Raw genomic sequence first — 20,546 nt, 5'->3', positions numbered from 1 at the left:
CCACCATGTCATCTGATGCGTCAGCCAGGCTGGACGCGCTGCGAGAGCGCATCGACCAGCTCGACTGCGATATTCTCCACCTGATCAGCGAACGCGCTCAGTGCGCCCAGGAAGTGGCCGAGGTCAAGCTTGCAGAAGACCCCGCTACGCTATTTTATCGTCCCGAGCGTGAAGCCCAGGTGCTGCGCCGCATCATGGCGATGAACAAAGGGCCGCTGTCCGACGAGGAAATGGCGCGGCTTTTCCGCGAAGTCATGTCGGCCTGCCTGGCGCTGGAGCAGCCGGTCAAGGTGGCGTATCTGGGCCCCGAGGGCACCTTTACCCAGCAGGCCGCGCTCAAGCACTTCGGCGAAAGCGCGGTGAGCCTGCCCATGGCGGCGATCGACGAGGTGTTCCGCGAAGTCGAGGCCGGCGCGGTGCACTACGGCGTGGTGCCGGTGGAAAACTCCACCGAGGGCGTGGTCAACCATACCCTGGATACGTTTCTGGAGTCGTCGATCCATATCTGCGGCGAGGTGGTGCTGCGCATTCACCACCACCTGCTGGTGGGGGAAAACACCCGCCGCGACAAGATCTCGCGGATCTACTCCCATCCCCAGTCGTTTGCCCAGTGCCGCAAATGGCTGGATGCCCACTATCCCCACGCCGAGCGCGTGGCCGTGGCCTCCAACGCCGAGGCCTCAAGGCTGGTCAAGACCGAGTGGCACAGCGCCGCCATTGCCGGCGATATGGCGGGTAAACTCTACGGCCTTGAAGTCATCGCCGATAAGGTCGAAGATCGCCCGGACAACTCCACCCGCTTTTTGATCATCGGCAACCGCGACGCGCCGCTGTCCGGCAGCGACAAAACCTCGCTGGTGGTCGCCATGCGCAACCAGCCCGGCGCGCTGCACGATCTGCTGGAGCCGTTTCATCGCCACCAGATCGACATGACCCGGCTGGAAACCCGGCCCTCGCGCAGCGGCGTGTGGAACTACGTGTTTTTCATTGACTTCGTCGGCCACCACGAAGAGCCCCGCGTGGCGGCAATGCTTGACGAAGTGCGCCTGCGCGCCGCCGACCTCAAGGTGCTGGGCTCCTACCCTCAGGGCGTGCTGTGATTGCCATGCGTGCAGACACTGCCTGCCGGGCAGAGAGTGCGACGCTGCTGATTGTGGGGCTGGGGTTGATCGGCGGCTCGCTGGCCGCCGGGCTGCGTCAGCGCGGTTTTCGTGGCCGCATGATCGCCTGCGATCCGGACGCGCGAGAAATTCGGCGCGGCATCGATATGGGGCTGATCGACGACGGCGGCACTGACCTTGCCGCGCTGGCGCCGGCGGCCGACACGATCGTGCTGGCGGTGCCGGTGCTGGCCATCCCCGGCGTGCTGGGCGAGCTCCGCGCGCTCAACCCTGAGCTGAAAGGGCAGACGGTCACCGACGTAGGCAGCACCAAGGCCATTGTGCGGGACGCGGCGCGTCGGCTCTTCGGTCGCGTTCCGAAAACGCTGGTGCTTGGCCATCCCATTGCCGGCTCGGAAAAAAGCGGGGTGGCCGCGGCCGATCCCGACCTGTATGCCGGGCACAACGTGATCCTCACCCCCGAGGCCGATACCGACGCCGGCGCGCTCGCCCGGGTGCGCGCGCTGTGGCAGAGTTGCGGTGCCAACGTGCTGGAAATGGACGTGGAGCGCCACGACGCGGTGCTTGCGCAAACCAGCCATCTGCCGCACCTGCTGGCGTTTTCGCTGGTGGACACCCTTGCCCGTCAGGACGCCCGGCTGGATATCTTCCGCTACGCCGCCGGCGGCTTTCGCGACTTTACCCGCATCGCCGGCAGCGACCCGGTGATGTGGCGGGATATTTTCACCGCCAACCGCGACGCCGTGCTGGCCTCGCTGGACGATTTTGAAGCCGGGCTTTCCCGCCTGCGCGCCGCGGTGGAGACCGGCGACGGCGACGCCATGCTCGCCGCCTTTGGCCGTGCCAGCCACGCGCGGCATTATTTTGAATCGCTGCTGAACAAAACCAGCTACCAAACGGAATATGCCATGCAACCACACAGTCAGGTGACCTACCGGGTGCGTCCGGGCGGCGGCGCCCGGGGGCGCGTGCGCGTGCCCGGCGACAAGTCGATTTCCCACCGTTCGATCATGCTCGGCGCCCTTGCCGACGGCGTGACCACCGTGACCGGCTTTCTTGAAGGCGAAGACAGCCTGGCCACGCTGCAGGCGTTTCGCGAAATGGGGGTGGCCATTGAAGGCCCCCACCAGGGCCGGGTGGTCATTCACGGCGTGGGCCTTCACGGCCTCAAGGCGCCCTCCGGGCCTATCTACGTGGGCAACTCCGGTACTGCCATGCGCCTTTTTGCCGGGCTTTTGGCCGGCCAGTCGTTCTCAAGCGAGCTTGCCGGCGACGCCTCGCTGACCAAGCGCCCGATGAACCGCGTGGCCGAGCCGCTGCGCGCCATGGGGGCTGTCATCGACACCGCCGAAGACGGCCGCCCGCCGCTGAAAATTCACGGCGGCCAGGCGCTGACCGGCCTGTATTACGACATGCCCGTGGCCAGCGCTCAGGTCAAGTCCTGCCTGCTGCTCGCCGGCCTGTACGCCGAAGGCGAAACTTGGGTGCGCGAGCCGGCACCCACGCGGGATCACACCGAGCGCATGCTCGGCGGCTTTGGCTACCCGGTCGAGCGCGACGGCGACACCTGCCGGCTAACCGGCGGCAAGCGCCTGACCGCCGGCCCCATCGACGTGCCGGCGGATATTTCCTCGGCGGCGTTTTTCATGGTCGCCGCGGCGATTACCCCGGGATCGGACCTCACTCTGGAGCACGTGGGCATCAACCCCACCCGCACCGGGATCATCAATATCCTCAAGCTGATGGGCGCGAACCTTGAGCTGGTTGACGAGCGCGAAGTGGGCGGCGAGCCGGTGGCGGACATCCGCGTGCGCCATGCTCCGCTCAAGGCCGTCGACATCCCGGTGGAACAGGTGCCGCTGGCCATCGACGAGTTTCCCGCGCTGTTTATCGCCGCGGCCAACGCCGCCGGCACTACCCGACTGCGCGATGCTGCCGAGCTGCGGGTGAAAGAATCCGACCGGCTTGCCGCCATGGCCGACGGCCTGGCGACGCTGGGCGTGGCGCACACCCTGTTGGACGACGGCATCGATATTGTCGGCAACGGCGACGGCTCGGCTGCCAGCTACGGCGGCGGGCGTATCGACAGCCTGGGGGATCACCGCATCGCCATGGCATTCGCCGTCGCTGCGCTGCGTGCAAGCGACGATATCGTGATTGATAACTGCGCCAACGTCGCCACGTCTTTCCCTGACTTTATCGAGCTCGCCCGGCGTATCGGCATGGGGCTAGACGCGGAGGGTGGCCATGTGCGTTAACGACGCCCCCGTACCGGTTGTCACCGTGGACGGCCCCGGCGGTGCCGGCAAGGGCACGGTCAGCAGCCTGATCGCTGAGCGTTTGGGCTGGCACCTGCTGGACAGCGGCGCGCTGTACCGGCTGACCGCTTTTGCCGCCGGCAAGCACGGCGTGGCGCTGGACGACGAAGCCGGCCTGGCTGAAGTCGCCGAAAACCTTGACGTGGCCTTTCCGGTAGCCGACGGTGCCGTGCAGACGCTGCTCGAAGGCGAAGACGTGACCCGCGCGATTCGCACCGAGCAGGCCGGCGAGCGTGCTTCTCAGGTGGCCGCCGTGCCCGCGGTGCGCGAAGCGCTGCTCAAGCGCCAGCGCGATTTCTGCCAGCCCCCGGGGCTGGTGGCCGACGGGCGCGACATGGGCACGGTGGTTTTCCACGAGGCGGGATTGAAGATATTTTTGACCGCAAGCGCCGAAGAGCGCGCCCGGCGGCGCTACGCGCAGTTGCGCCAAGCCGGTGTGGATGCTAATCTTTCGAGTCTTTTGCAGGAGATTCAGGCACGCGATGCACGCGACACGCAGCGCAGCGTGGCACCGCTCAAGCCGGCAGACGATGCCGTAACCCTTGACACCACGCGCCTGAGTATACCGGAAGTGGTGGAACAGCTGACCGAACTGCTGGCCCGTCGAGGCATGGCGTAAGGCACCTGATTCTCCCTTGCGGCGCCTTTGCTGCGGCGTCACGGCGTGGCCGGGCAGATAGCTCACACACGATGAGCCCGACCAGGTCTAACCAGCGTTAACGCCCGCAAAGGCAGAGTGACATTAGGCCCGTACTCGCTGGTGGTACGGAGAAGGCACATCGTGCCTCAAACAACGTTGATCACGTAGGAACACCATGAGCGAAAGCTTTGCTGAACTGTTTGAACAGTCTCTTAACGACATCAACATGGAGCCCGGCGCCATCGTCGCGGCCCAGGTTGTCGACATTGACGGTGACTGGGTTACCGTTAACGCCGGTCTGAAGTCCGAAGGCCAGATTCCGGCGTCGCAATTCCTCGACGAAAACGGCGAGCTTGCCATTGCCGTCGGCGACGACGTACACGTTGCTCTTGAGGCCGTTGAAGACGGTTTCGGCGCTACCCGCCTGTCTCGTGAGAAGGCCAAGCGCGCCGAGGCGTGGAAAGTGCTGGAAGCGGCCTTCGAAAAAGACGAAATCGTCAAAGGCGTGATCAACGGCAAGGTCAAGGGCGGTTTCACCGTCGACGTCGACTCCATCCGCGCCTTTTTGCCCGGCTCGCTGGTGGACGTTCGTCCGGTGCGCGACACCACGCACCTGGAAAACAAAGAGCTGGACTTCAAGGTCATCAAGCTCGATCCCAAGCGTAACAACGTCGTGGTTTCGCGTCGCGCAGTGCTTGAAGCCGAAAACAGCGCCGAGCGCGAAGCGCTGCTCGCCACGCTGCAGGAAGGCCAGCAGATCAAGGGTATCGTCAAGAACCTGACCGACTACGGCGCCTTCGTCGACCTTGGCGGCGTGGACGGTTTGCTGCACATCACCGACATGGCCTGGAAGCGCATCAAGCATCCGTCCGAGATCGTCGCCGTGGGTGATGAAATCAACGTCAAGGTGCTCAAGTTTGACCGCGAGCGTAACCGCGTATCGCTGGGGCTCAAGCAGCTGGGCGAAGATCCGTGGGTCAACATCAAGGGCCGCTACCCGGAAGGCACCAAGGTGCACGCCACCGTCACCAACCTCACCGACTACGGCTGCTTTGCCGAGCTGGAAGAGGGCGTCGAAGGGCTGGTACACGTCTCCGAAATGGACTGGACCAACAAAAACATCCACCCCTCCAAGGTGGTGCAGGTGGGTGACGACGTTGACGTCATGGTGCTGGATATCGACGAAGAGCGCCGTCGTATTTCCCTGGGTATCAAGCAGTGCACTCCGAACCCGTGGGAAACCTTCAACGCCGAGTACAACAAGGGCGATCGCGTCTCCGGTACCATCAAGTCGATCACCGACTTTGGTATCTTCATCGGCCTGCCCGGCGGTATCGACGGGCTGGTACACCTGTCCGACATTTCCTGGACCGAGCCCGGCGAGGAAGCCGTGCGCCAGTTCAAGAAAGGTGACGAAGCCGAAGCCGTTATCCTCTCCATTGATCCCGAGCGCGAGCGCATTTCGCTGGGCATCAAGCAGATGGATACCGACCCGGTTGCCGAGTTCCTGTCTGTCAACGACAAGGGCACCATTGTGACCGGCCGCGTTGTTGAAGTTGATGCCAAGCAGGCGCAGGTTGAGCTGGCCACCGACGTGGTTGCCGTGCTCAAGGCTTCCGAAATCAGCGCCGATCGCGTGGAAGATGCGCGCAACGTGCTCAGCGAAGGCGACAGCGTCGAGGCGCGCATCGTAAGCGTTGACCGCAAGAGCCGCCAGATCAACCTCTCGGTCAAGGCCAAGGATCAAGACGACACGCGCCAGAACATGAAAAAGCTGCGCGAACAGGATCAGGATGCCGGCGGTGCCACGACCATCGGTGATTTGATCAAGCAGCAGATGGGACAGGACTAACCCGTCTGACGGTTTGCCGGCAGCGCATAGTGCCTGGCAACGCATGATCCAACGCCGCCCTGAAGGGCGGCGTTTTTTTATCGCAGTTTTTATTGCAGCCCGCTTGCTGCGGGCAGGGCGTCCAGAGAGAACTGACGCAGGCGCGGCTTGGCCTGATCGGCATCGGCGGCTATCACGATGTCCCAGCCGTGCTGCTCGCTCCAGTCGCCGAGTACGTAGCGTTTTGCCGGCCGGTCTTCCACCGTCAGGTCGTGAACCTTGGGGCGATGGGTGTGGCCGTGGATCATTGTGGCCACGCCGTGCTCTGCCATCAGGTCCACGACGTCGGACGGTGTGACATCCATGATGGCTTCCGCTTTGGTGGCGTTGGCCTCACCGGACTGCTCTCGCAGCCGCTGGGCCAGTGCCACGCGCTCGCCAAAAGGCATGGCCAGCATTTGCGCCTGCCAGACAGGGTCGCGCGCCTGGCGACGAAACGCCATGTAGGCGTCGTCCCGGGTGCACAGGCTGTCGCCGTGCAGCAGTACCACCGGGACGCCGTGCAGCTTGCCGGCCTGAACCTCAGGCAGCAGCGCCGCCCGGCAGCAGCGGGCAAAACGCTCGCCGATGAGAAAATCACGGTTGCCGTGCATGAAGTAGACAGCCGTGCCGCTACTGGCCAGACGGCGCAGCGCGTCGATTACCCGGTGGGCGATGTCGGCAAGCGGGTGCGGCTGGTCGAGAAGGTCATCGCCCGGCCAGGCATCGAAAAGATCGCCGAGAATATACAGGGCCTGCGCGCCCTGAGCGGTCGTTTCCAGATAGCGGATAAAGCCTTGCACCGTACCCGGCGTGTGCTCGCTCAGATGCAGATCGGCAACCAGCAGCGTGCGCATGGGGCTCTCCGGATTAGCCGTCATCCTGGGGCGTGTCTCGGGCCGCGTCTGTTACATAGGCGCGTTCAATGATCACGTCTTCAGCGGGGACGTCAGCGTGCATGCCGCGGCGCGTGGTGGCCACCGCCTTGATCGTATTGACCACGTCCATGCCGTCGACGACTTCACCAAAGACGGCATAGCCCCAGCCTTGAAGGTTTTTGCCGGTGTGGTTGAGAAAATCGTTGTCGCCTACGTTGATGAAAAACTGCGCGGTGGCGGAGTGCGGATCCTGGGTGCGCGCCATGGCCAGCGCGCCCTTGACGTTTTTCAGGCCGTTGTCGGCTTCGTTGTTGATGGGCGCGCGGGTGGGCTTTTGATTGAAGTTTTGGTCAAAGCCGCCGCCCTGGACCATGAAGCCGTCGATAACCCGGTGAAACAGCGTGCCGTCGTAAAAGCCGTCGCGCACGTAGCGTTCAAAGTTGGCCGCGGTTTTCGGCGCCTTGTCGTGATGGAGTTCAACGGTGATATCACCGTAGTTGGTCTGCAGTACGATCATGGATACATTCCTGTTCATTAAAAGCGTCGCCGCGTTTAAACCGGGCATTAGCCTTGGCCCTAAGCATCGGCGTCACGTTATAATACCGGTTTTGCCCGGTACCGCGAAGGCCGGCACGCCATCGACTACGAGGTTTCCAACGCCACCATGACCACTGAGACCCCTAAAGCGCCCAACTTTATCCGCAACCAGGTCCTTGAGGAGATTGCGGGCGGCCAGGTCGAACGCATCGTGACGCGCTTTCCCCCGGAGCCGAACGGCTTTTTGCATATCGGCCATGCCAAATCGATCTGTTTGAACTTCGGCCTGGCCGAGGAAACCGGCGGGCAGTGCCACCTGCGCTTTGATGACACCAACCCGGCCAAGGAAGAGCAGGCCTATATCGATGCCATCAAGGAAGACGTGCACTGGCTGGGCTTTGAATGGGCAGGCCCGGTGCGTTTTGCGTCAGACTACTTCGACCAGCTCTACGCCTGGGCGCAGCATCTGGTGCGCGAGGGCAAGGCCTATGTCGATGATCTCTCGCCGGATGAAATTCGCGACTACCGCGGCACGCTCACCGAGCCGGGCACGCCCAGCCCGTACCGCGAGCGCGGCGTGGAGGAAAACCTCGATCTGCTGGAGCGCATGCGCCAGGGCGAGTTTGCCGAAGGCGGCCGTGTGCTGCGCGCCAAGATCGACATGGCCTCGTCCAATATCAACCTGCGCGATCCGATCCTTTACCGCATTCGCCACGCCACCCACCACCAGACCGGCGACAAATGGCACATCTACCCGTCCTATGATTTCACCCACGGCCAGTCCGATGCCGTTGAAGGCGTGACCCATTCGCTGTGTACCCTGGAGTTCGAGGATCACCGGCCGCTGTACAACTGGTTTTTAGACAACCTGCCGGTGCCGGCCCGGCCGCGCCAGACCGAGTTTGCCCGGCTGAACCTCAACTACACGCTGACCTCCAAGCGCAAGCTCAAACTGCTGGTGGACGAAGGCTTCGTTGACGGCTGGGACGACCCGCGCATGCCGACGATCTCGGGCATGCGCCGCCGGGGCTATACGCCGGCTTCCATTCGCAAGTTCTGCGACATGGTCGGCGTCAGCCGCTCGGACAGCGGGCTGGTGGATATCGCCATGCTCACCCACGCCATCCGTTCCGACCTGGAAGACAACGCCCCCCGCGCCATGTGCGTGCTGCGCCCGCTGAAGGTGGTGCTGACCAACGTCGCGGAAGACTTCGAGGAAACCTACAGCGTCGCCGGCCACCCCGCGCGGGACGATATGGCCGTGCGCCGAGTGCCGCTGACCCGCGAGCTCTACATCGACCACCACGACTTCATGGAAGAGCCGCCGAAAAAGTTCTTCCGCCTGGCGCCGGGCAAGGAAGTGCGCCTGCGCAACAGCTACGTCATCCGCTGCGACGAGGTCATCAAGGACGCCGCCGGCGAAATCGCGGAGCTGCGCTGCTCGGTCGACTTCGATACGCTGGGCAAAAATCCGGAAGGGCGCAAGGTCAAGGGCGTGCTGCACTGGGTCAGCGCGGTGCACGGCATTCCCATGGAGGTGCGCCTGTACGACAATCTCTTCACCGTGGAGCAGCCCGACCGGGACAAGGACGCCGACTTCCTTGAACATCTAAACCCTGAGTCGCTGGTGACCTGCCGCGCCATCGGTGAGCCAAGCCTGGCCGAGGCAACGCCCGAATCGCGTTTTCAGTTCGAGCGCGTGGGCTATTTCTGCGCCGACCGGCACGCCTCAACGCCTGAGCATCTGGTGTTCAACCGCACCGTGGGGCTCAAGGACACCTGGGCGAAAATCAAAAAGAAAGGCTAAGCCCGATTGAGGCAAGGAGATCCCCATGCAGGTGTATAACACCCTGACCCGACGCAAAGAGCCGCTGGCGCCTCTTGAGCCGGGCAAAATCGGCATGTACGTATGCGGCATGACGGTCTACGACTACTGCCATCTAGGCCATGCCCGGGTCATGGTGGCGTTTGACCTGATCAGCCGCTACCTGCGCGCGCGCGGTTTTGACGTGACCTATGTGCGCAACATTACCGATATCGACGACAAGATCCTCCAGCGCGCCGCCGATAACGGCGAACGCATCGAGGCGCTGACCGAGCGCATGATCGCGGCCATGCACGAAGACGAAGCCCGGCTTGGCGTGCTGCCGCCGGACGCCGAGCCCCGGGCCACCGGCCACGTTGACGAGATCATCGCCATGATCGAGACGCTGATCGAGAAAGGCTATGCCTACCCGGCGGCCAACGGCGACGTGTACTACCGGGTGCGCCGCTTTGCCGAATACGGCAGGCTCAACAACCGCAACCTCGACGATATGCGTGCCGGTGCCCGGGTGGACGTGGACGATAGCAAGGAAGACCCGCTGGATTTCGTGCTGTGGAAAGCGGCCAAGCCCGGCGAGGCGCACTGGCCGTCGCCCTGGGGCAAGGGCCGGCCGGGCTGGCATATCGAGTGCTCGGCCATGTCCACCTGCAGTCTGGGCAACACCTTTGACATTCACGGCGGCGGGCCGGACTTGACCTTCCCCCACCACGAAAACGAGATTGCCCAGTCCGAAGCCGCCACCGGCCAGACCTACGTCAACACCTGGATGCACGCCGGCGCCGTACGCGTAGACCAGGAGAAAATGTCCAAGTCGCTGGGCAATTTCTTTACCATTCGCGATGTGCTCACCGAGCACGATCCGGAAGTAGTGCGCTATCTGCTGGTGGCCAGCCACTACCGCAGCGCGATCAACTATTCCGTGGATTCGCTGACCGAGGCGCGCAAATCGCTGACGCGGCTGTACACGGCGCTGGACAGCATTGAGCCGGCGCCCTTCAACGATAGCCTGATCGAGCCGCAAAGCGCCTACGCCAGGCGTTTTATTCAGGCCATGGACGACGACTTCAATACGCCGGAAGCGCTGGCGGTGCTGTTTGAGCTGACGCGCGATCTCAACCGCGCCCGGGCCGAAGGCGACGCCAGTGCGCCGCGGCTGGCCGGCGAGCTGCGCGCTCTTGGCGGCGTGCTGGGGCTTTTGTCCCAGCCGCCCGGCGCTTTTCTTCACGGCGGCGATGCGGGCGTGGATGCCGCACATATAGAGTCGCAGATTGCCCGGCGCGCCGAGGCCAAGGCGGCCAAGAATTTTGCCCTGGCAGATGCCATCCGCGACGAGCTGGCCGGCGAAGGGGTTATTCTCAAGGATTCCCGCGAAGGCACGCGCTGGGTCATCCAGTCGGCCGACGGCTGATCTGTTACCGGCCGGCGTGTGTCGCTATAGTGGCGTCAGGCAGGCAGGGAAACAGCCCCTGCGACCGATGCGATGCCACGCTCAAAGGACGATGACTATGCGCTGCTCTTTTCTCAAGAAATACGCCGGCCTTGCGGCTTTAATACTGGCCGCGCCGGTGATCGCTTCGCCGGCGCTCGCCGCTTCGACGTCGGACGACAGGGCCGTGGTGATCGGCTCCAAGATCGATACCGAAGGGGCCGTGCTCGGCGAGCTGATTGTGCAGACGCTTGAGCGTATCGACGTGCCGGTGGAAAACCGCCTGCAGCTGGGCGTGACCAGCGTGGTACGCCAGGCCCTTTTGACCGGAGAAATCGATCTGTATCCGGAATATACCGGCAACGGCGCGTTTTTCTTCGATATGACCGCAAGCCCGGTATGGCAAAAGCCGCAGCAGGCTTGGCAAACCGTGCGCGACAAGGATGCCGACAACGGGCTGGTGTGGCTGTCGCCGGCGAGCGCCAACAATACCTGGGCGATGAGCGTGCGCCAGGACCTGGCCGAGGAGCACGACCTGGTGACGTTGGACGACCTGGCGGACTATCTGGCCGACGGCGGTAGGTTCAAATTTGCCGCCAGCGCCGAATTTGTTGCGTCAGAACAGGCCCTGCCGGCGTTTCAGCAGGCCTACGGCTTTACCCTCAGCGAAGACCAGCTGCTGGTGCTGTCCGGGGGCAATACCGCGGCCACCATGCGCGCCGCCGCTCGCCAGACCAGCGGCGTCAACGCCGCGATGACCTACGGCACCGACGGCGGCCTGGCCGCGCTGGGGCTTACGGTGCTGGAAGATACCCGCAACGTTCAGCCGGTGTATCAGCCGGCGCCGGTGGCGCGCGAGTGGGTGCTTGATGCCTATCCTGACGTGGTGCCCGCACTGGAAACCGTGTTCGATACCCTCGACGTCACCACGCTGCAGCGTTTAAACGCCGAGGTGGCGGTGAACGGTCGTGCGGCCGGCAGGGTGGCAAGCGACTATCTCGACGATCTGGGTCGCTGATTCGTGTCGCTGATTGAGGCGTTACCGGTACGACGCATGCAGCCGTGCCCTAATCGCGTGCTGCTTAGCCTGGCGGTGGCGATGCTTGCTGCGCTCTGGGGGCTGGATGCGGTCAGCGTGGCGCCCAATCGCATTGTGGCCGGCACCGGCTACCCGCTATGGCAAGCGTTCGGCTGGCCGGGTGCCGGGCTTGCCACGCTGCTGCCGGTGGTAATGGCAGTGCTTGCCACCTATCCCGTGCGCCATCGCGATGCAGCGCTGCTTGCTGTAAGCGTTTTGCTGCTGGCGCTGATGCCGTTCGGCCTGATGCTGGCTGCACACGGGTGGATCAAGCCCGGCATGCCCCAGGCCAGATTGAGCCTGGGGCCGGCCTGCTGGACAGTGCTGTTTTTGCTCTCGCTGTGTCTGGTGGAGCTGCGCCTGAAGATGCGTCTTGCTCGCAGCGCGATGGCGCTATGGCTGGCGGGCGTAGCCGGTGTCTGGTGGCTGTGTGCCGCGCTGTGGCTTGAACCGCTGGCGCTGGTCCAGGAGTTTCAGGCGCGCAGCGCGCTGTTTTACCGGGCGCTGGGCGAACATCTGGCGCTGGTGGGCGTAGCGGTTGGCACCAGCATCGTACTGGGCATCGCCACCGCACTTTTGATACGGCGCTTTAGTGTCTGTCAGCCGGCGGCTTTTGCACTGCTCAACTTTTTGCAGACCGTACCCAGCCTGGCGCTTTTTGGCCTGCTGCTGGCACCGCTTGCCTGGCTGGGGGCCAACGTGGAGTGGCTTGCCGCGCTGGGTGTCAGCGGCATCGGATGGACGCCGGCGCTGCTGGCCCTGACGATCTATAGCCTGTTGCCGGTGGTGCGTAATACCTGCATCGCGCTGGAGGCGGTCAATCCGGCCGTGCTTGACGCCGCCAGCGGCATGGGCATGCGCCCGGCGCAGCGTTTCTGGCAGGTGCGTTTGCCGCTGGCGCTTCCCGTGCTGCTGGAAGGGGTGCGGATTACCACGGTGCAAGCCATCGGACTCACCGCGGTGGCAGCACTGATCGGCGCCGGCGGGCTGGGCGATTTTATTTTTCAAGGGCTGGGCCAGGCAGCCATGGATATGGTGCTGCTGGGGGCGCTGCCCATCATTGCCATGGCGCTGATTGCCGATGCGCTGCTGGGGGCGCTGGCCGATATCTTTCGCCGTGAGGCAATACGCCAGGGAGACGCGCTGTGATCGAGCTATACAACGTCAGCAAGCGCTTTGGCGATACGCTGGCGGTGGACGACATCAGCTTTACCGTGCCCGAAGGCAAATTCTGTGCGCTGGTGGGCACATCGGGATGCGGCAAGTCGACCACGCTGCGCATGATCAATCGGCTCACTGCGCACACCGGCGGAGAGATCGTGCTCGACGGCCAGGCAATCAATGCCTACGATCCGGTGCAGCTGCGCCGCCGGATCGGCTACGCTATTCAGGACACCGGGCTTTTTCCCCACTGGAACGTAGCGCGCAACATCGCCACCGTGCCGCGCCTGCTCAAATGGCCCGCCGGCCGAGTGCGCCAGCGCGTGGATGAGCTGATGCAGATGCTGGGCCTGCCGGCCGCTGAGTTTGCGTCCAAGTATCCCCATCAGCTTTCCGGCGGTCAGGCACAGCGTGTGGGAGTGGCCCGGGCGCTGGCGGCGGACCCCTATATGCTGCTGATGGACGAGCCGTTCGGCGCGCTGGATCCGATCACCCGCGAAACGCTGCAGACCATGCTCTCCGGGCTGCAGGCGCGTTTGCATAAAACCGTGGTGCTGGTCACCCATGATATGGATGAGGCCCTGCGTCTGGCCGACCATCTGGTGGTGATGCGCGAGGGCAAGATCGTTCAGCAGGGCAGTCCGCTGGCCTTGTTGCAAAAGCCGGAAAGCGAGTTTGTCAACGCTTTGCTGGGCGGCCTTGAACGGGGGTTGAAGCAGGCGTCGCTGACCCGCGTGCGTGATCACATGACACCTCTAGGCGCTATGCTGCCTGCCCATTCGCGCATCCCCGATCGCTATACCCTGCGCCAGGCGCTGTCGGTGATGCTGCGCGACCACTGCGAACGCGTCACCGTGGTCGATCAGCACGACGTGCCGGTAGGCGAGCTGTCGCTGCGCAAGCTGGTGAAAAAGGCGCGGCCGGAGAAAGATGATGCCTCTGGGTCCTGATGCCCTGCCGGCGCAAGATAAACGCCGCTTCGCGCGCGGGTTCATGCCTGCAGTCTGGCTTGGGCTGCTGGTGCTGGCCGGCTGGGCCATGCCGCTGGCGGAGTCGCTATGGCAGTGGGTAGCGCCGGATGCCCGTCAGCTGGTGTATCAGCGCGCGACGTTTTTTACCCTGCTGGGTCGCCACACGCTCACCGTGGGCCTGGCCGCGGCCATTACCGTTAGCACCGGTATAGCCGCCGGCATTGCGGTAACGCGCGCACCCGGGCGGGATTTCATGCCGCTGGTGGCCCAGCTGGCCTCGTTGGGGCAGACGTTTCCGCCGGTTGCGGTGCTGGCACTGGCGGTACCGGCGCTGGGGTTTGGCCTGCTCCCCATCGTGGTGGCGCTGTCGCTGTACGGGCTTCTGCCCGTGGTGCGCAATACCATCGCCGGGCTGCAGGGGGTGGATGCCGCAGCAATTACCGCAGCGCGTGCAATGGGAATGACCGCCGGCCAGCGGCTTTGGCGGGTTGAGCTGCCCTTGGCGGCGCCGATTATTCTTGCCGGCGTACGCACCTCAATCACGGTTAATATCGCCACCGCGGCGCTGGGTGCTACCGTCGGTGCAAGCAATCTGGGTGATCCGATTATTGCCGGCATCGTCAACGGCAATACCGCCTATGTGCTGCAAGGCGCGCTCATGATCGCGCTGCTGGCCCTTGGCGTGGATAGCCTGCTTAGCGTATGGCAGCGCCACATGTGGCGCACCTGACGCCGCGGATATCTGAGCCGCTTTGTTGGCGCCATTTTTATACCGTTATCTTTATGTTGCGTAAAAAAATAACATATCGACTCAACGTCAATCAGTAGAACGCCGCAGCGCCTGCCAGGCGGCATAGGTGCTGAGGAAAACGCGCCCGGTAAGCTGCTGGGGAAAGCTGCTCTTGTTCAGACGATCCATCACCGGGCCTTTGACCTCGGCCAGGTGCAGCGTCACGCCGGAATCCTTGAGCCGGGCGTTGATTGCTTCCAGGCTTTCCAGCGCCGAGGCATCGATCAGATTAACCGCCGAGCAGACGATCACCACGTCTTCCAGCGCCGGGCGGCTGGCCACCAGGTTATACAGCGTGTCTTCCAGGTAGCGGGCGTTGGCAAAGTAGAGGCTTTCGTCGATGCGCAGCAGGGCAACATGGGAGGCGGTTTCCACTTCGTGACGGGCCACGTTGCGAAAATGCTCGGTTGCCGGTACGCGACCGATCAAAGCGCTGTGCGGGCGGCTGGTACGGTAGAGAAAAAGCGCAATGGAAACGACCAGGCCGCCGATGATGCCCGCCTCAATGCCTTCTCCCAGGGTCAAGACAATGGTCACGGCCTGGGCGGTGAAGTCGCTGCGGGAATAGCGCCAGGTGGCGCGCAGGGTGGCAATATCCACTAGAGTCAGAATGGATACCGTGATAAACGCCGCCAGTGTGGCAATGGGCAGGTAGTAAAGCCAGTCGGTCAGGGTAAACGTCACCACGCCGATGCCCAGCGCGGCAAACGCGCCCGCTGCGGGCGTTTTGGCGCCGGCGTGGTAGTTGGCCACGGTGCGCGATAGACCGCCGGTAACGGGCATGGCGCCGGAAACCCCGGCGGCAAGATTGGCCATTCCCAGCCCGATCAGCTCTTGGCTGGGTGAAATGCGCTGGCGCCGCTTGGCCGCCAGCATCTGCCCCATGGAGACCGATTCAACAAAGCCCACTAGGCTGATAAGCAGCGCCGGCACGAACAAGGTTTGCCACAGCGAAGCATCGGGCCAGGGCAGGCCGACAGGGGGCAGGCCGGCGGGGACGGTGCCCACCACGGCGACGCCATGCGTTTGCAGCTGCCATAGCCAAGTGGCAAGCGTTGTGGCCACGACGGCAAGAATCGGCCCGGTGCGGGCGAGCAGATCGGCGGCGGCTGCGGGAAGCCCCAAGCGTTTCAGGCTGGTTTTGCCGTAGCGTCTCACCCAGACCAGAAAGCTTAGCACGCTTGCGCTCATGGCAAGCGTGAGCGGGTCAATGTCCGGCAGGTTTTGCCAGAGTGTGCTCAACCGCTCCCAGAGGGTAAAGCCGTTGCTGGCTATGCCCAAAAGTCCGCCCAGCTGGCTGGCAGCAATCAGTATGCCCGAGGCGGTTAAAAATCCGGAGATGACCGGATGGCTCAAAAAGTTGCTGAAAAAGCCCATGCGCAGCGCGCCCATCACAACCAGCACCGCGCCGGAAAGCAAAGACAGTACCAGCGCCGCTTCCAGATAGGCGGCGCTGCCCGGAGTCGCGACCTGGCTTAGCGCCGCTCCGGTCATCAGCGCAATAATGGCGACCGGGCCCACGGCCAGCGTGCGGCTGGTGCCGAAAAACGTATACACCAGCTGAGGCAGAATGCTGGCGTATAGCCCTACCACCGCTGGCAGCCCGGCCAGCAGCGCATAGGCCAGCGACTGCGGTATGACCATGACGGTAACAATGGCGCCGGCCAGCAGGTCAGCGCCGAACAGCCGCGCCTGATAGTGCGGCAGCCAGGCAAGCGCGGGAAAATAGCGTTTCATCATGGAATATACACGGCGAGAAATATCATGACGTTCAGCGTAAACGATATTGGCGTAAAGGTTGAGGGTTGATTAGCATTGGGTTTTGCCCTTGTTTCGCGTCAGGAGAGCGTATGAAACCCGAAACCATTGCGTTGCATCACGGCTATTCGCCGGATAGCCAGAAAGCGGTCGCCGTGCCCATCCATCAGACCACGTCCTACAGCTTTGACAGTGCCCGGCACGCGGCAGACCTTTTTGATCTAAAGGAAAAGGGCAACATCTACTCACGCATCATGAACCCGACCTGCGATGTGCTGGAACAGCGCGTTGCCGCCCTTGAGGGAGGCATTGCCGGGCTGGCGCTGGCGTCAGGCATGAGTGCGATTACCTGCGCGATTCAGACCATTGCCGAAGCCGGCGACAATATTGTGTCGATCAGCGAACTGTACGGCGGCACCTATAACCTTTTTGCGCATACCCTGCCGCGTCAGGGTATTAACGTCCGCTTCGCCGACAAGGGAGATCCCGACGCCATCGCAGCGTGCATTGACGGCCGTACCAAGGCGGTCTTCTGTGAGAGCGTGGGCAATCCGTCCGGCGGCATCGTTGATGTAGCCGGGCTTGCCGAGGTGGCCCACCGCCACGGCGTACCATTGATCGTTGACAACACCACGGCCACGCCGTTTTTGTGGCGCCCCATCGAACACGGCGCGGATATCGTGATTCATTCAGCCACCAAATACATCGGCGGCCACGGTACAACGCTTGGCGGAGTGCTTGTGGATTCCGGCCGCTTTCCCTGGGCGACCCATGCCAGCCGTTTTCCGCTGCTCACCGAGCCTGACGCCTCTTATCACGGTATCAGCTATACCCGAGACGTAGGCGAAGCGGCTTTTATTACCCGAGCGCGGGTTGTGCCGCTGCGCAACATGGGGGCTGCACTGTCCGCTCAGGCGGCGTGGAATCTGCTGCAGGGATTGGAAACGCTGGCGCTGCGTATCGAGCGCATCTGCGCTAACACTCTGGCCGTGGCGCGCCATCTGCAAGCCCATCCTCAGGTGGCCTGGGTGCAATACGCCGGCCTTGAAAGCCACCCCGATCACGCCCTGGCAAAGCGCTATATGAACGGCCAAGCCTCGGGAATTTTAAGCTTCGGCGTCAAAGGCGGCCAAGCGGCTGCCGAACGCTTTTACGACGCCCTAAAGCTGATCCTGCGGCTGGTCAACATTGGCGATGCCAAGAGCTGCTCGTCGATTCCCGCGGCCACGACGCATCGCCAGCTCAACGGCGAAGAGCTGAAAAACGCCGGCGTTACCCCGGAAATGGTGCGCCTTTCCATTGGCATCGAGCACCTGGATGACCTGCTGGCGGATCTCGATCAGGCGCTTGCATAGGCCGGGACACACAGCGCCGGCCCGTCGGCTTCTGCGTCCTTCGTCCAAAGTGCTACGTCGTATATAACGCTAGATGTTTATGCTGTTCAACGGAGGCTACGCCTCCGTTCTGCCACGGTAACGGCGAAAAAAGCCGTCTGTTGCTCTCGCTCATATCAGCATAGAGAAAAATAATCATGCGTTTTGCGTCTGTTATAGCGGCTTTGCTGCTGCTGGCTTTTTCCATTGCCGGCGTTAATGTGGATGGCTTTTGGCAATATGCGGGACTGTTTAGTGCAGCGCTCGGGGGAGCAGCACTGGCGTTCAGCGGTATGCTGGCCGTGTATTACGGTGACCGAAACGCGCTTGCCAAAGAAAGATCGTGGCTTTGGCCGGTGCGCGACTATCGCTCTTTGCGCAGTATGGCCTATCGGCTAATGGCGCGGGCCAGCCGTACCGCCATCGCCTCGACCGAGGTGTCTTACTACGCCGATCTGATGGATCAGCGGCTGGATAGCCAAAAAGCCATGACAGAGGAGGCCTCGGCGAGCATGGCCGCGATCAATGCAGCGATTACGCAGGTATCAAGCAGTGCCGCGCAGGTGGCTTCGCTGGCGCAGCGCGCGCGGACGGCCAGCCACGATAATCGCCGGGAACTGGACGGCATCATTCAGGAAATGACCGATGTATCAGCGCGTTCGGGAGACGCGATCGACATGCTGGGTACGCTGAACGAGCGCATTGAACGGGTCGGAAACGTCACTTCGATGATTGAAGGCATTGCAGAGCAAACGCATCTGCTTTCGCTCAATGCCTCCATCGAAGCGGCACGAGCGGGCGAGCACGGGCGAGGGTTTGCCGTTGTGGCCGGCGAGGTGCGTAATCTGGCGCTGAAAACGTCCAACGCCACCAAAGACGTGGAAGGGCTTGTCAAGGATATCCGCCAGAGCGGTCACAGCGTAGTGGAGACAATCAGCCAGCTGATGAATCGGGTCACACAGGGCACATCCGATGTTCAAAACGTCGGCACAAGCCTTGGCCACATGAGCGACGACGTTGAAAACGTGCACCAGGAAATCACAAGCGTGGCCGATGCCATGGAAAGCACCCGCCAACACAGCCAAACCGTAGCCGATAGCCTACGCCGGCTGGAAGAGGACGTAGACAAGGGCAACAGCAACATGCACGACCTTGCCGAGCAGGCGCGTGCGCTGATGGACGATGCCGAGGGCGTGGACGAAGAGCTGGCGCAGCAGCGGCTAAGCGGCCGTCACCAGGCGATTTTCCATCAGACCAGAAAAGTCGCCGACCAGATCGGTACGCTTTTTGAACAAGCGCTGCGCCGCGGTGAGCTCACCCGGGAAGGACTTTTTGAGGCCCGCTACGAAAAAATAGCCAACACCCGGCCACCGCTATATAAAACGGCGTTTGATGACGTGGCCGATCGTTATCTGCCGTCTTTGCAAGAGCCCATGCTGGAGGCGCTAGGGCTAAGCTACGCCATCGCCTGCGATCGTCGGGGGTATGTGCCAACGCATAACAGCGCGGTAAGCCGCAAGCCCACCGGCGACTACGAGCACGACCTGGCATACTGTCGCAGCAAGCGCATTTTTGATGACCCCACAGGTCGTCGCTGCGGCGCTCATGAAAAGCCGCTGCTGCTGCAAACCTATAAGCGTGATACCGGCGAAATCATGCATGATCTGTCTGTGCCCGTATACGTCAACGGCGAACACTGGGGCGGGCTGCGCATTGGCTACAAGCCGGAAGGCGCCTCGTCCGACGTTTCGCAGAAAGCGAGGACGCCGGATGTATCCCCGTCTGCGAAAGCATCGGCGGCAAGCGGGCGGCTAACGCGCGCTTGACTGCTGCCAGGCAGACCAGGAATAGAGCGCAAGCCCTGTCCAGATCAGCGCGAAGGTGCCCAGCTGGACAGGGCTTAACGGCTCGTTGAAAACCAGCAGCGCGATCAGAAACTGCATGCTGGGGTTTATGTACATCAAAAAACCCAGCGTTGCCAGCCGCAGCCGCCGTGCCGCCCCGGCAAAGGCCAAAAGCGGCAGCGCGGTGATGACCCCGGCCGCCATCAGCAGCGTTGTCGTCCGGGGGAACTGGGTAAAGTGCGAAAGCCCCTGAATTTCCAGCCAGGCAAACACCAGCAGTGCCGCCGGCAGCAGCAGCAGCGTCTCCACAAACAGCCCCGAAAGGCCATCAAGCGCTACCTGTTTGCGAAATAGCCCGTAGGTGCCGAAAGAAAAAGCCAGCACCAGGCTAAGCCAAGGCAGCTCGTTGAGCAGCACAAACTGCATGGCGATCCCCACGGTGGCCAGGCCCAGTGCGGCCAGCTGGGCTTTCACCATGGTTTCGCGCAGCACCACAATGCCCAGTCCGACGTTGACCAGCGGCGTGAGAAAATACCCCAGGCTTGCCTGCAGCACGTGCTGGGTTTCAACCGCATAGATATAAATGCCCCAGTTCAACCCGATGAGCACCGCGCAGGCCAGCACCCGCCCCAGGCGCCCGGGCCTGCGCAGCGCTGCCCTCACCGGTGCCCAGCGCCGCAGCAGCGTAATCAGTGCGGCAAGAAACAGACACGACCAGATAATGCGGTGCAGCACCACTTCAAACGCCGGGACGCCTTCAAAAAGGGCAAAAAAAAGCGGAAAACATCCCCACATGAGATAGGCAACAAGACCGAAGCCGACCCCTTTGGCGGCGTCGGGATCGCGAACGGAATGGCTGGACATGGCGGCCTCGCTGGGGGGAAGGTGTTTGCACAATAGCAAGCGTGCAAATGTCGAAAAAATACGGCGTAGCGCGTTAATGTAGCATACGTGTC

The 20,546-nt window shown here is 62.9% G+C and carries 16 protein-coding genes; 12 read left to right on the top strand and 4 right to left on the bottom strand.

The window, feature by feature from the left end:
* Positions 1-5 precede the first annotated feature (5 nt).
* The 4 genes from pheA to rpsA all read left to right on the top strand — a co-directional run bounded on the left by pheA (position 6) and on the right by rpsA (position 5,931).
* On the top strand, positions 6-1,100 hold the full coding sequence (pheA, locus tag ACZ415_RS11275) for a prephenate dehydratase (RefSeq protein ID WP_344704773.1): 1,095 nt from the start codon (positions 6-8) through the stop codon (positions 1,098-1,100).
* 5 nt (positions 1,101-1,105) lie between these two features.
* Positions 1,106-3,379 (top strand): bifunctional prephenate dehydrogenase/3-phosphoshikimate 1-carboxyvinyltransferase, encoded by a 2,274-nt coding sequence (locus tag ACZ415_RS11270; RefSeq protein ID WP_344704772.1) that lies wholly within the window; start codon positions 1,106-1,108, stop codon positions 3,377-3,379.
* On the top strand, positions 3,369-4,058 hold the full coding sequence (gene cmk, locus ACZ415_RS11265; protein WP_344704771.1) for a (d)CMP kinase: 690 nt from the start codon (positions 3,369-3,371) through the stop codon (positions 4,056-4,058). The genes ACZ415_RS11270 and cmk overlap by 11 nt, the downstream gene beginning before the upstream one ends.
* Before the next feature lie 196 nt (positions 4,059-4,254).
* On the top strand, positions 4,255-5,931 hold the full coding sequence (rpsA, locus tag ACZ415_RS11260) for a 30S ribosomal protein S1 (RefSeq protein ID WP_344704770.1): 1,677 nt from the start codon (positions 4,255-4,257) through the stop codon (positions 5,929-5,931).
* Between the two features lie 89 nt (positions 5,932-6,020).
* Here rpsA and ACZ415_RS11255 read toward each other — a convergent pair whose 3' ends face one another.
* A complete protein-coding gene (locus tag ACZ415_RS11255; RefSeq protein WP_344704769.1) occupies positions 6,021-6,806 on the bottom strand; it encodes a UDP-2,3-diacylglucosamine diphosphatase in 786 nt (261 codons plus the stop codon).
* A gap of 13 nt (positions 6,807-6,819) precedes the next feature.
* Positions 6,820-7,344, bottom strand: a complete 525-nt coding sequence (locus ACZ415_RS11250; protein ID WP_344704768.1) for a peptidylprolyl isomerase — start codon at positions 7,342-7,344, stop codon at positions 6,820-6,822.
* A 147-nt stretch (positions 7,345-7,491) separates the two neighbouring features.
* On the opposite strand from ACZ415_RS11250, the gene ACZ415_RS11245 reads away from it, so the two are divergent.
* The 6 genes from ACZ415_RS11245 to ACZ415_RS11220 all read left to right on the top strand — a co-directional run bounded on the left by ACZ415_RS11245 (position 7,492) and on the right by ACZ415_RS11220 (position 14,555).
* Positions 7,492-9,171 carry a glutamine--tRNA ligase/YqeY domain fusion protein gene (locus ACZ415_RS11245; protein WP_344704767.1) on the top strand — a complete coding sequence of 560 codons (1,680 nt, stop codon included), beginning with the start codon at positions 7,492-7,494 and terminating at the stop codon, positions 9,169-9,171.
* A 25-nt stretch (positions 9,172-9,196) separates the two neighbouring features.
* Positions 9,197-10,597 carry a cysteine--tRNA ligase gene (gene cysS, locus ACZ415_RS11240; RefSeq protein ID WP_344704766.1) on the top strand — a complete coding sequence of 467 codons (1,401 nt, stop codon included), beginning with the start codon at positions 9,197-9,199 and terminating at the stop codon, positions 10,595-10,597.
* 97 nt (positions 10,598-10,694) lie between these two features.
* Entirely contained in the window at positions 10,695-11,633 is a 939-nt protein-coding gene (gene osmF, locus ACZ415_RS11235; RefSeq protein ID WP_344704765.1) for a glycine betaine ABC transporter substrate-binding protein OsmF, read from the top strand.
* 36 nt (positions 11,634-11,669) lie between these two features.
* Positions 11,670-12,842 carry an ABC transporter permease gene (locus tag ACZ415_RS11230; protein WP_344704764.1) on the top strand — a complete coding sequence of 391 codons (1,173 nt, stop codon included), beginning with the start codon at positions 11,670-11,672 and terminating at the stop codon, positions 12,840-12,842.
* Positions 12,839-13,804, top strand: a complete 966-nt coding sequence (locus tag ACZ415_RS11225) for an ABC transporter ATP-binding protein (RefSeq protein WP_344704763.1) — start codon at positions 12,839-12,841, stop codon at positions 13,802-13,804. The genes ACZ415_RS11230 and ACZ415_RS11225 overlap by 4 nt, the downstream gene beginning before the upstream one ends.
* On the top strand, positions 13,788-14,555 hold the full coding sequence (locus ACZ415_RS11220) for an ABC transporter permease (protein ID WP_464387728.1): 768 nt from the start codon (positions 13,788-13,790) through the stop codon (positions 14,553-14,555). Before ACZ415_RS11225 ends, ACZ415_RS11220 begins: the two co-directional genes overlap by 17 nt.
* Positions 14,556-14,642: 87 nt before the next feature.
* On the opposite strand, the gene ACZ415_RS11215 is transcribed toward ACZ415_RS11220, so the two are convergent.
* A complete protein-coding gene (locus ACZ415_RS11215) occupies positions 14,643-16,355 on the bottom strand; it encodes a SulP family inorganic anion transporter (protein WP_344704761.1) in 1,713 nt (570 codons plus the stop codon).
* 110 nt (positions 16,356-16,465) lie between these two features.
* Between ACZ415_RS11215 and ACZ415_RS11210 the strand changes: the two genes are divergently transcribed.
* Both ACZ415_RS11210 and ACZ415_RS11205 read left to right on the top strand, forming a co-directional pair.
* On the top strand, positions 16,466-17,728 hold the full coding sequence (locus tag ACZ415_RS11210) for an O-acetylhomoserine aminocarboxypropyltransferase/cysteine synthase family protein (protein WP_344704760.1): 1,263 nt from the start codon (positions 16,466-16,468) through the stop codon (positions 17,726-17,728).
* Between the two features lie 176 nt (positions 17,729-17,904).
* On the top strand, positions 17,905-19,572 hold the full coding sequence (locus ACZ415_RS11205; RefSeq protein ID WP_344704759.1) for a methyl-accepting chemotaxis protein: 1,668 nt from the start codon (positions 17,905-17,907) through the stop codon (positions 19,570-19,572).
* Here the strand turns inward: ACZ415_RS11205 and rarD are convergent.
* Positions 19,558-20,454: an EamA family transporter RarD gene (rarD, locus tag ACZ415_RS11200; protein WP_344704758.1), complete on the bottom strand. Its 897-nt coding sequence runs from the start codon at positions 20,452-20,454 to the stop codon at positions 19,558-19,560. The two genes, ACZ415_RS11205 and rarD, sit on opposite strands and share 15 nt — an antisense overlap.
* Positions 20,455-20,546: the final 92 nt, after the last annotated feature.

This window comes from Halomonas cibimaris (assembly GCF_055379665.1).
The sequence above is the reverse complement of the archived record's forward strand: the minus strand, read 5'-3'. Positions and strand labels throughout refer to the sequence as shown.

What these genes read in the sequence shown, in the direction of transcription:
- rpsA (WP_344704770.1), top strand. Translation starts at nt 4,255, where the DNA reads ATGAGCGAAAGCTTTGCTGAACTGTTTGAACAGTCTCTTAACGACATC.
- ACZ415_RS11250 (WP_344704768.1), bottom strand. Translation starts at nt 7,344, where the DNA reads ATGATCGTACTGCAGACCAACTACGGTGATATCACCGTTGAACTCCAT.
- ACZ415_RS11230 (WP_344704764.1), top strand. Translation starts at nt 11,670, where the DNA reads ATGCAGCCGTGCCCTAATCGCGTGCTGCTTAGCCTGGCGGTGGCGATG.
- ACZ415_RS11255 (WP_344704769.1), bottom strand. Translation starts at nt 6,806, where the DNA reads ATGCGCACGCTGCTGGTTGCCGATCTGCATCTGAGCGAGCACACGCCG.
- ACZ415_RS11210 (WP_344704760.1), top strand. Translation starts at nt 16,466, where the DNA reads ATGAAACCCGAAACCATTGCGTTGCATCACGGCTATTCGCCGGATAGC.
- pheA (WP_344704773.1), top strand. Translation starts at nt 6, where the DNA reads ATGTCATCTGATGCGTCAGCCAGGCTGGACGCGCTGCGAGAGCGCATC.
- ACZ415_RS11245 (WP_344704767.1), top strand. Translation starts at nt 7,492, where the DNA reads ATGACCACTGAGACCCCTAAAGCGCCCAACTTTATCCGCAACCAGGTC.
- ACZ415_RS11270 (WP_344704772.1), top strand. Translation starts at nt 1,106, where the DNA reads ATGCGTGCAGACACTGCCTGCCGGGCAGAGAGTGCGACGCTGCTGATT.
- osmF (WP_344704765.1), top strand. Translation starts at nt 10,695, where the DNA reads ATGCGCTGCTCTTTTCTCAAGAAATACGCCGGCCTTGCGGCTTTAATA.
- ACZ415_RS11205 (WP_344704759.1), top strand. Translation starts at nt 17,905, where the DNA reads ATGCGTTTTGCGTCTGTTATAGCGGCTTTGCTGCTGCTGGCTTTTTCC.
- ACZ415_RS11220 (WP_464387728.1), top strand. Translation starts at nt 13,788, where the DNA reads ATGCCTCTGGGTCCTGATGCCCTGCCGGCGCAAGATAAACGCCGCTTC.
- cmk (WP_344704771.1), top strand. Translation starts at nt 3,369, where the DNA reads ATGTGCGTTAACGACGCCCCCGTACCGGTTGTCACCGTGGACGGCCCC.
- rarD (WP_344704758.1), bottom strand. Translation starts at nt 20,454, where the DNA reads ATGTCCAGCCATTCCGTTCGCGATCCCGACGCCGCCAAAGGGGTCGGC.
- ACZ415_RS11215 (WP_344704761.1), bottom strand. Translation starts at nt 16,355, where the DNA reads ATGATGAAACGCTATTTTCCCGCGCTTGCCTGGCTGCCGCACTATCAG.
- cysS (WP_344704766.1), top strand. Translation starts at nt 9,197, where the DNA reads ATGCAGGTGTATAACACCCTGACCCGACGCAAAGAGCCGCTGGCGCCT.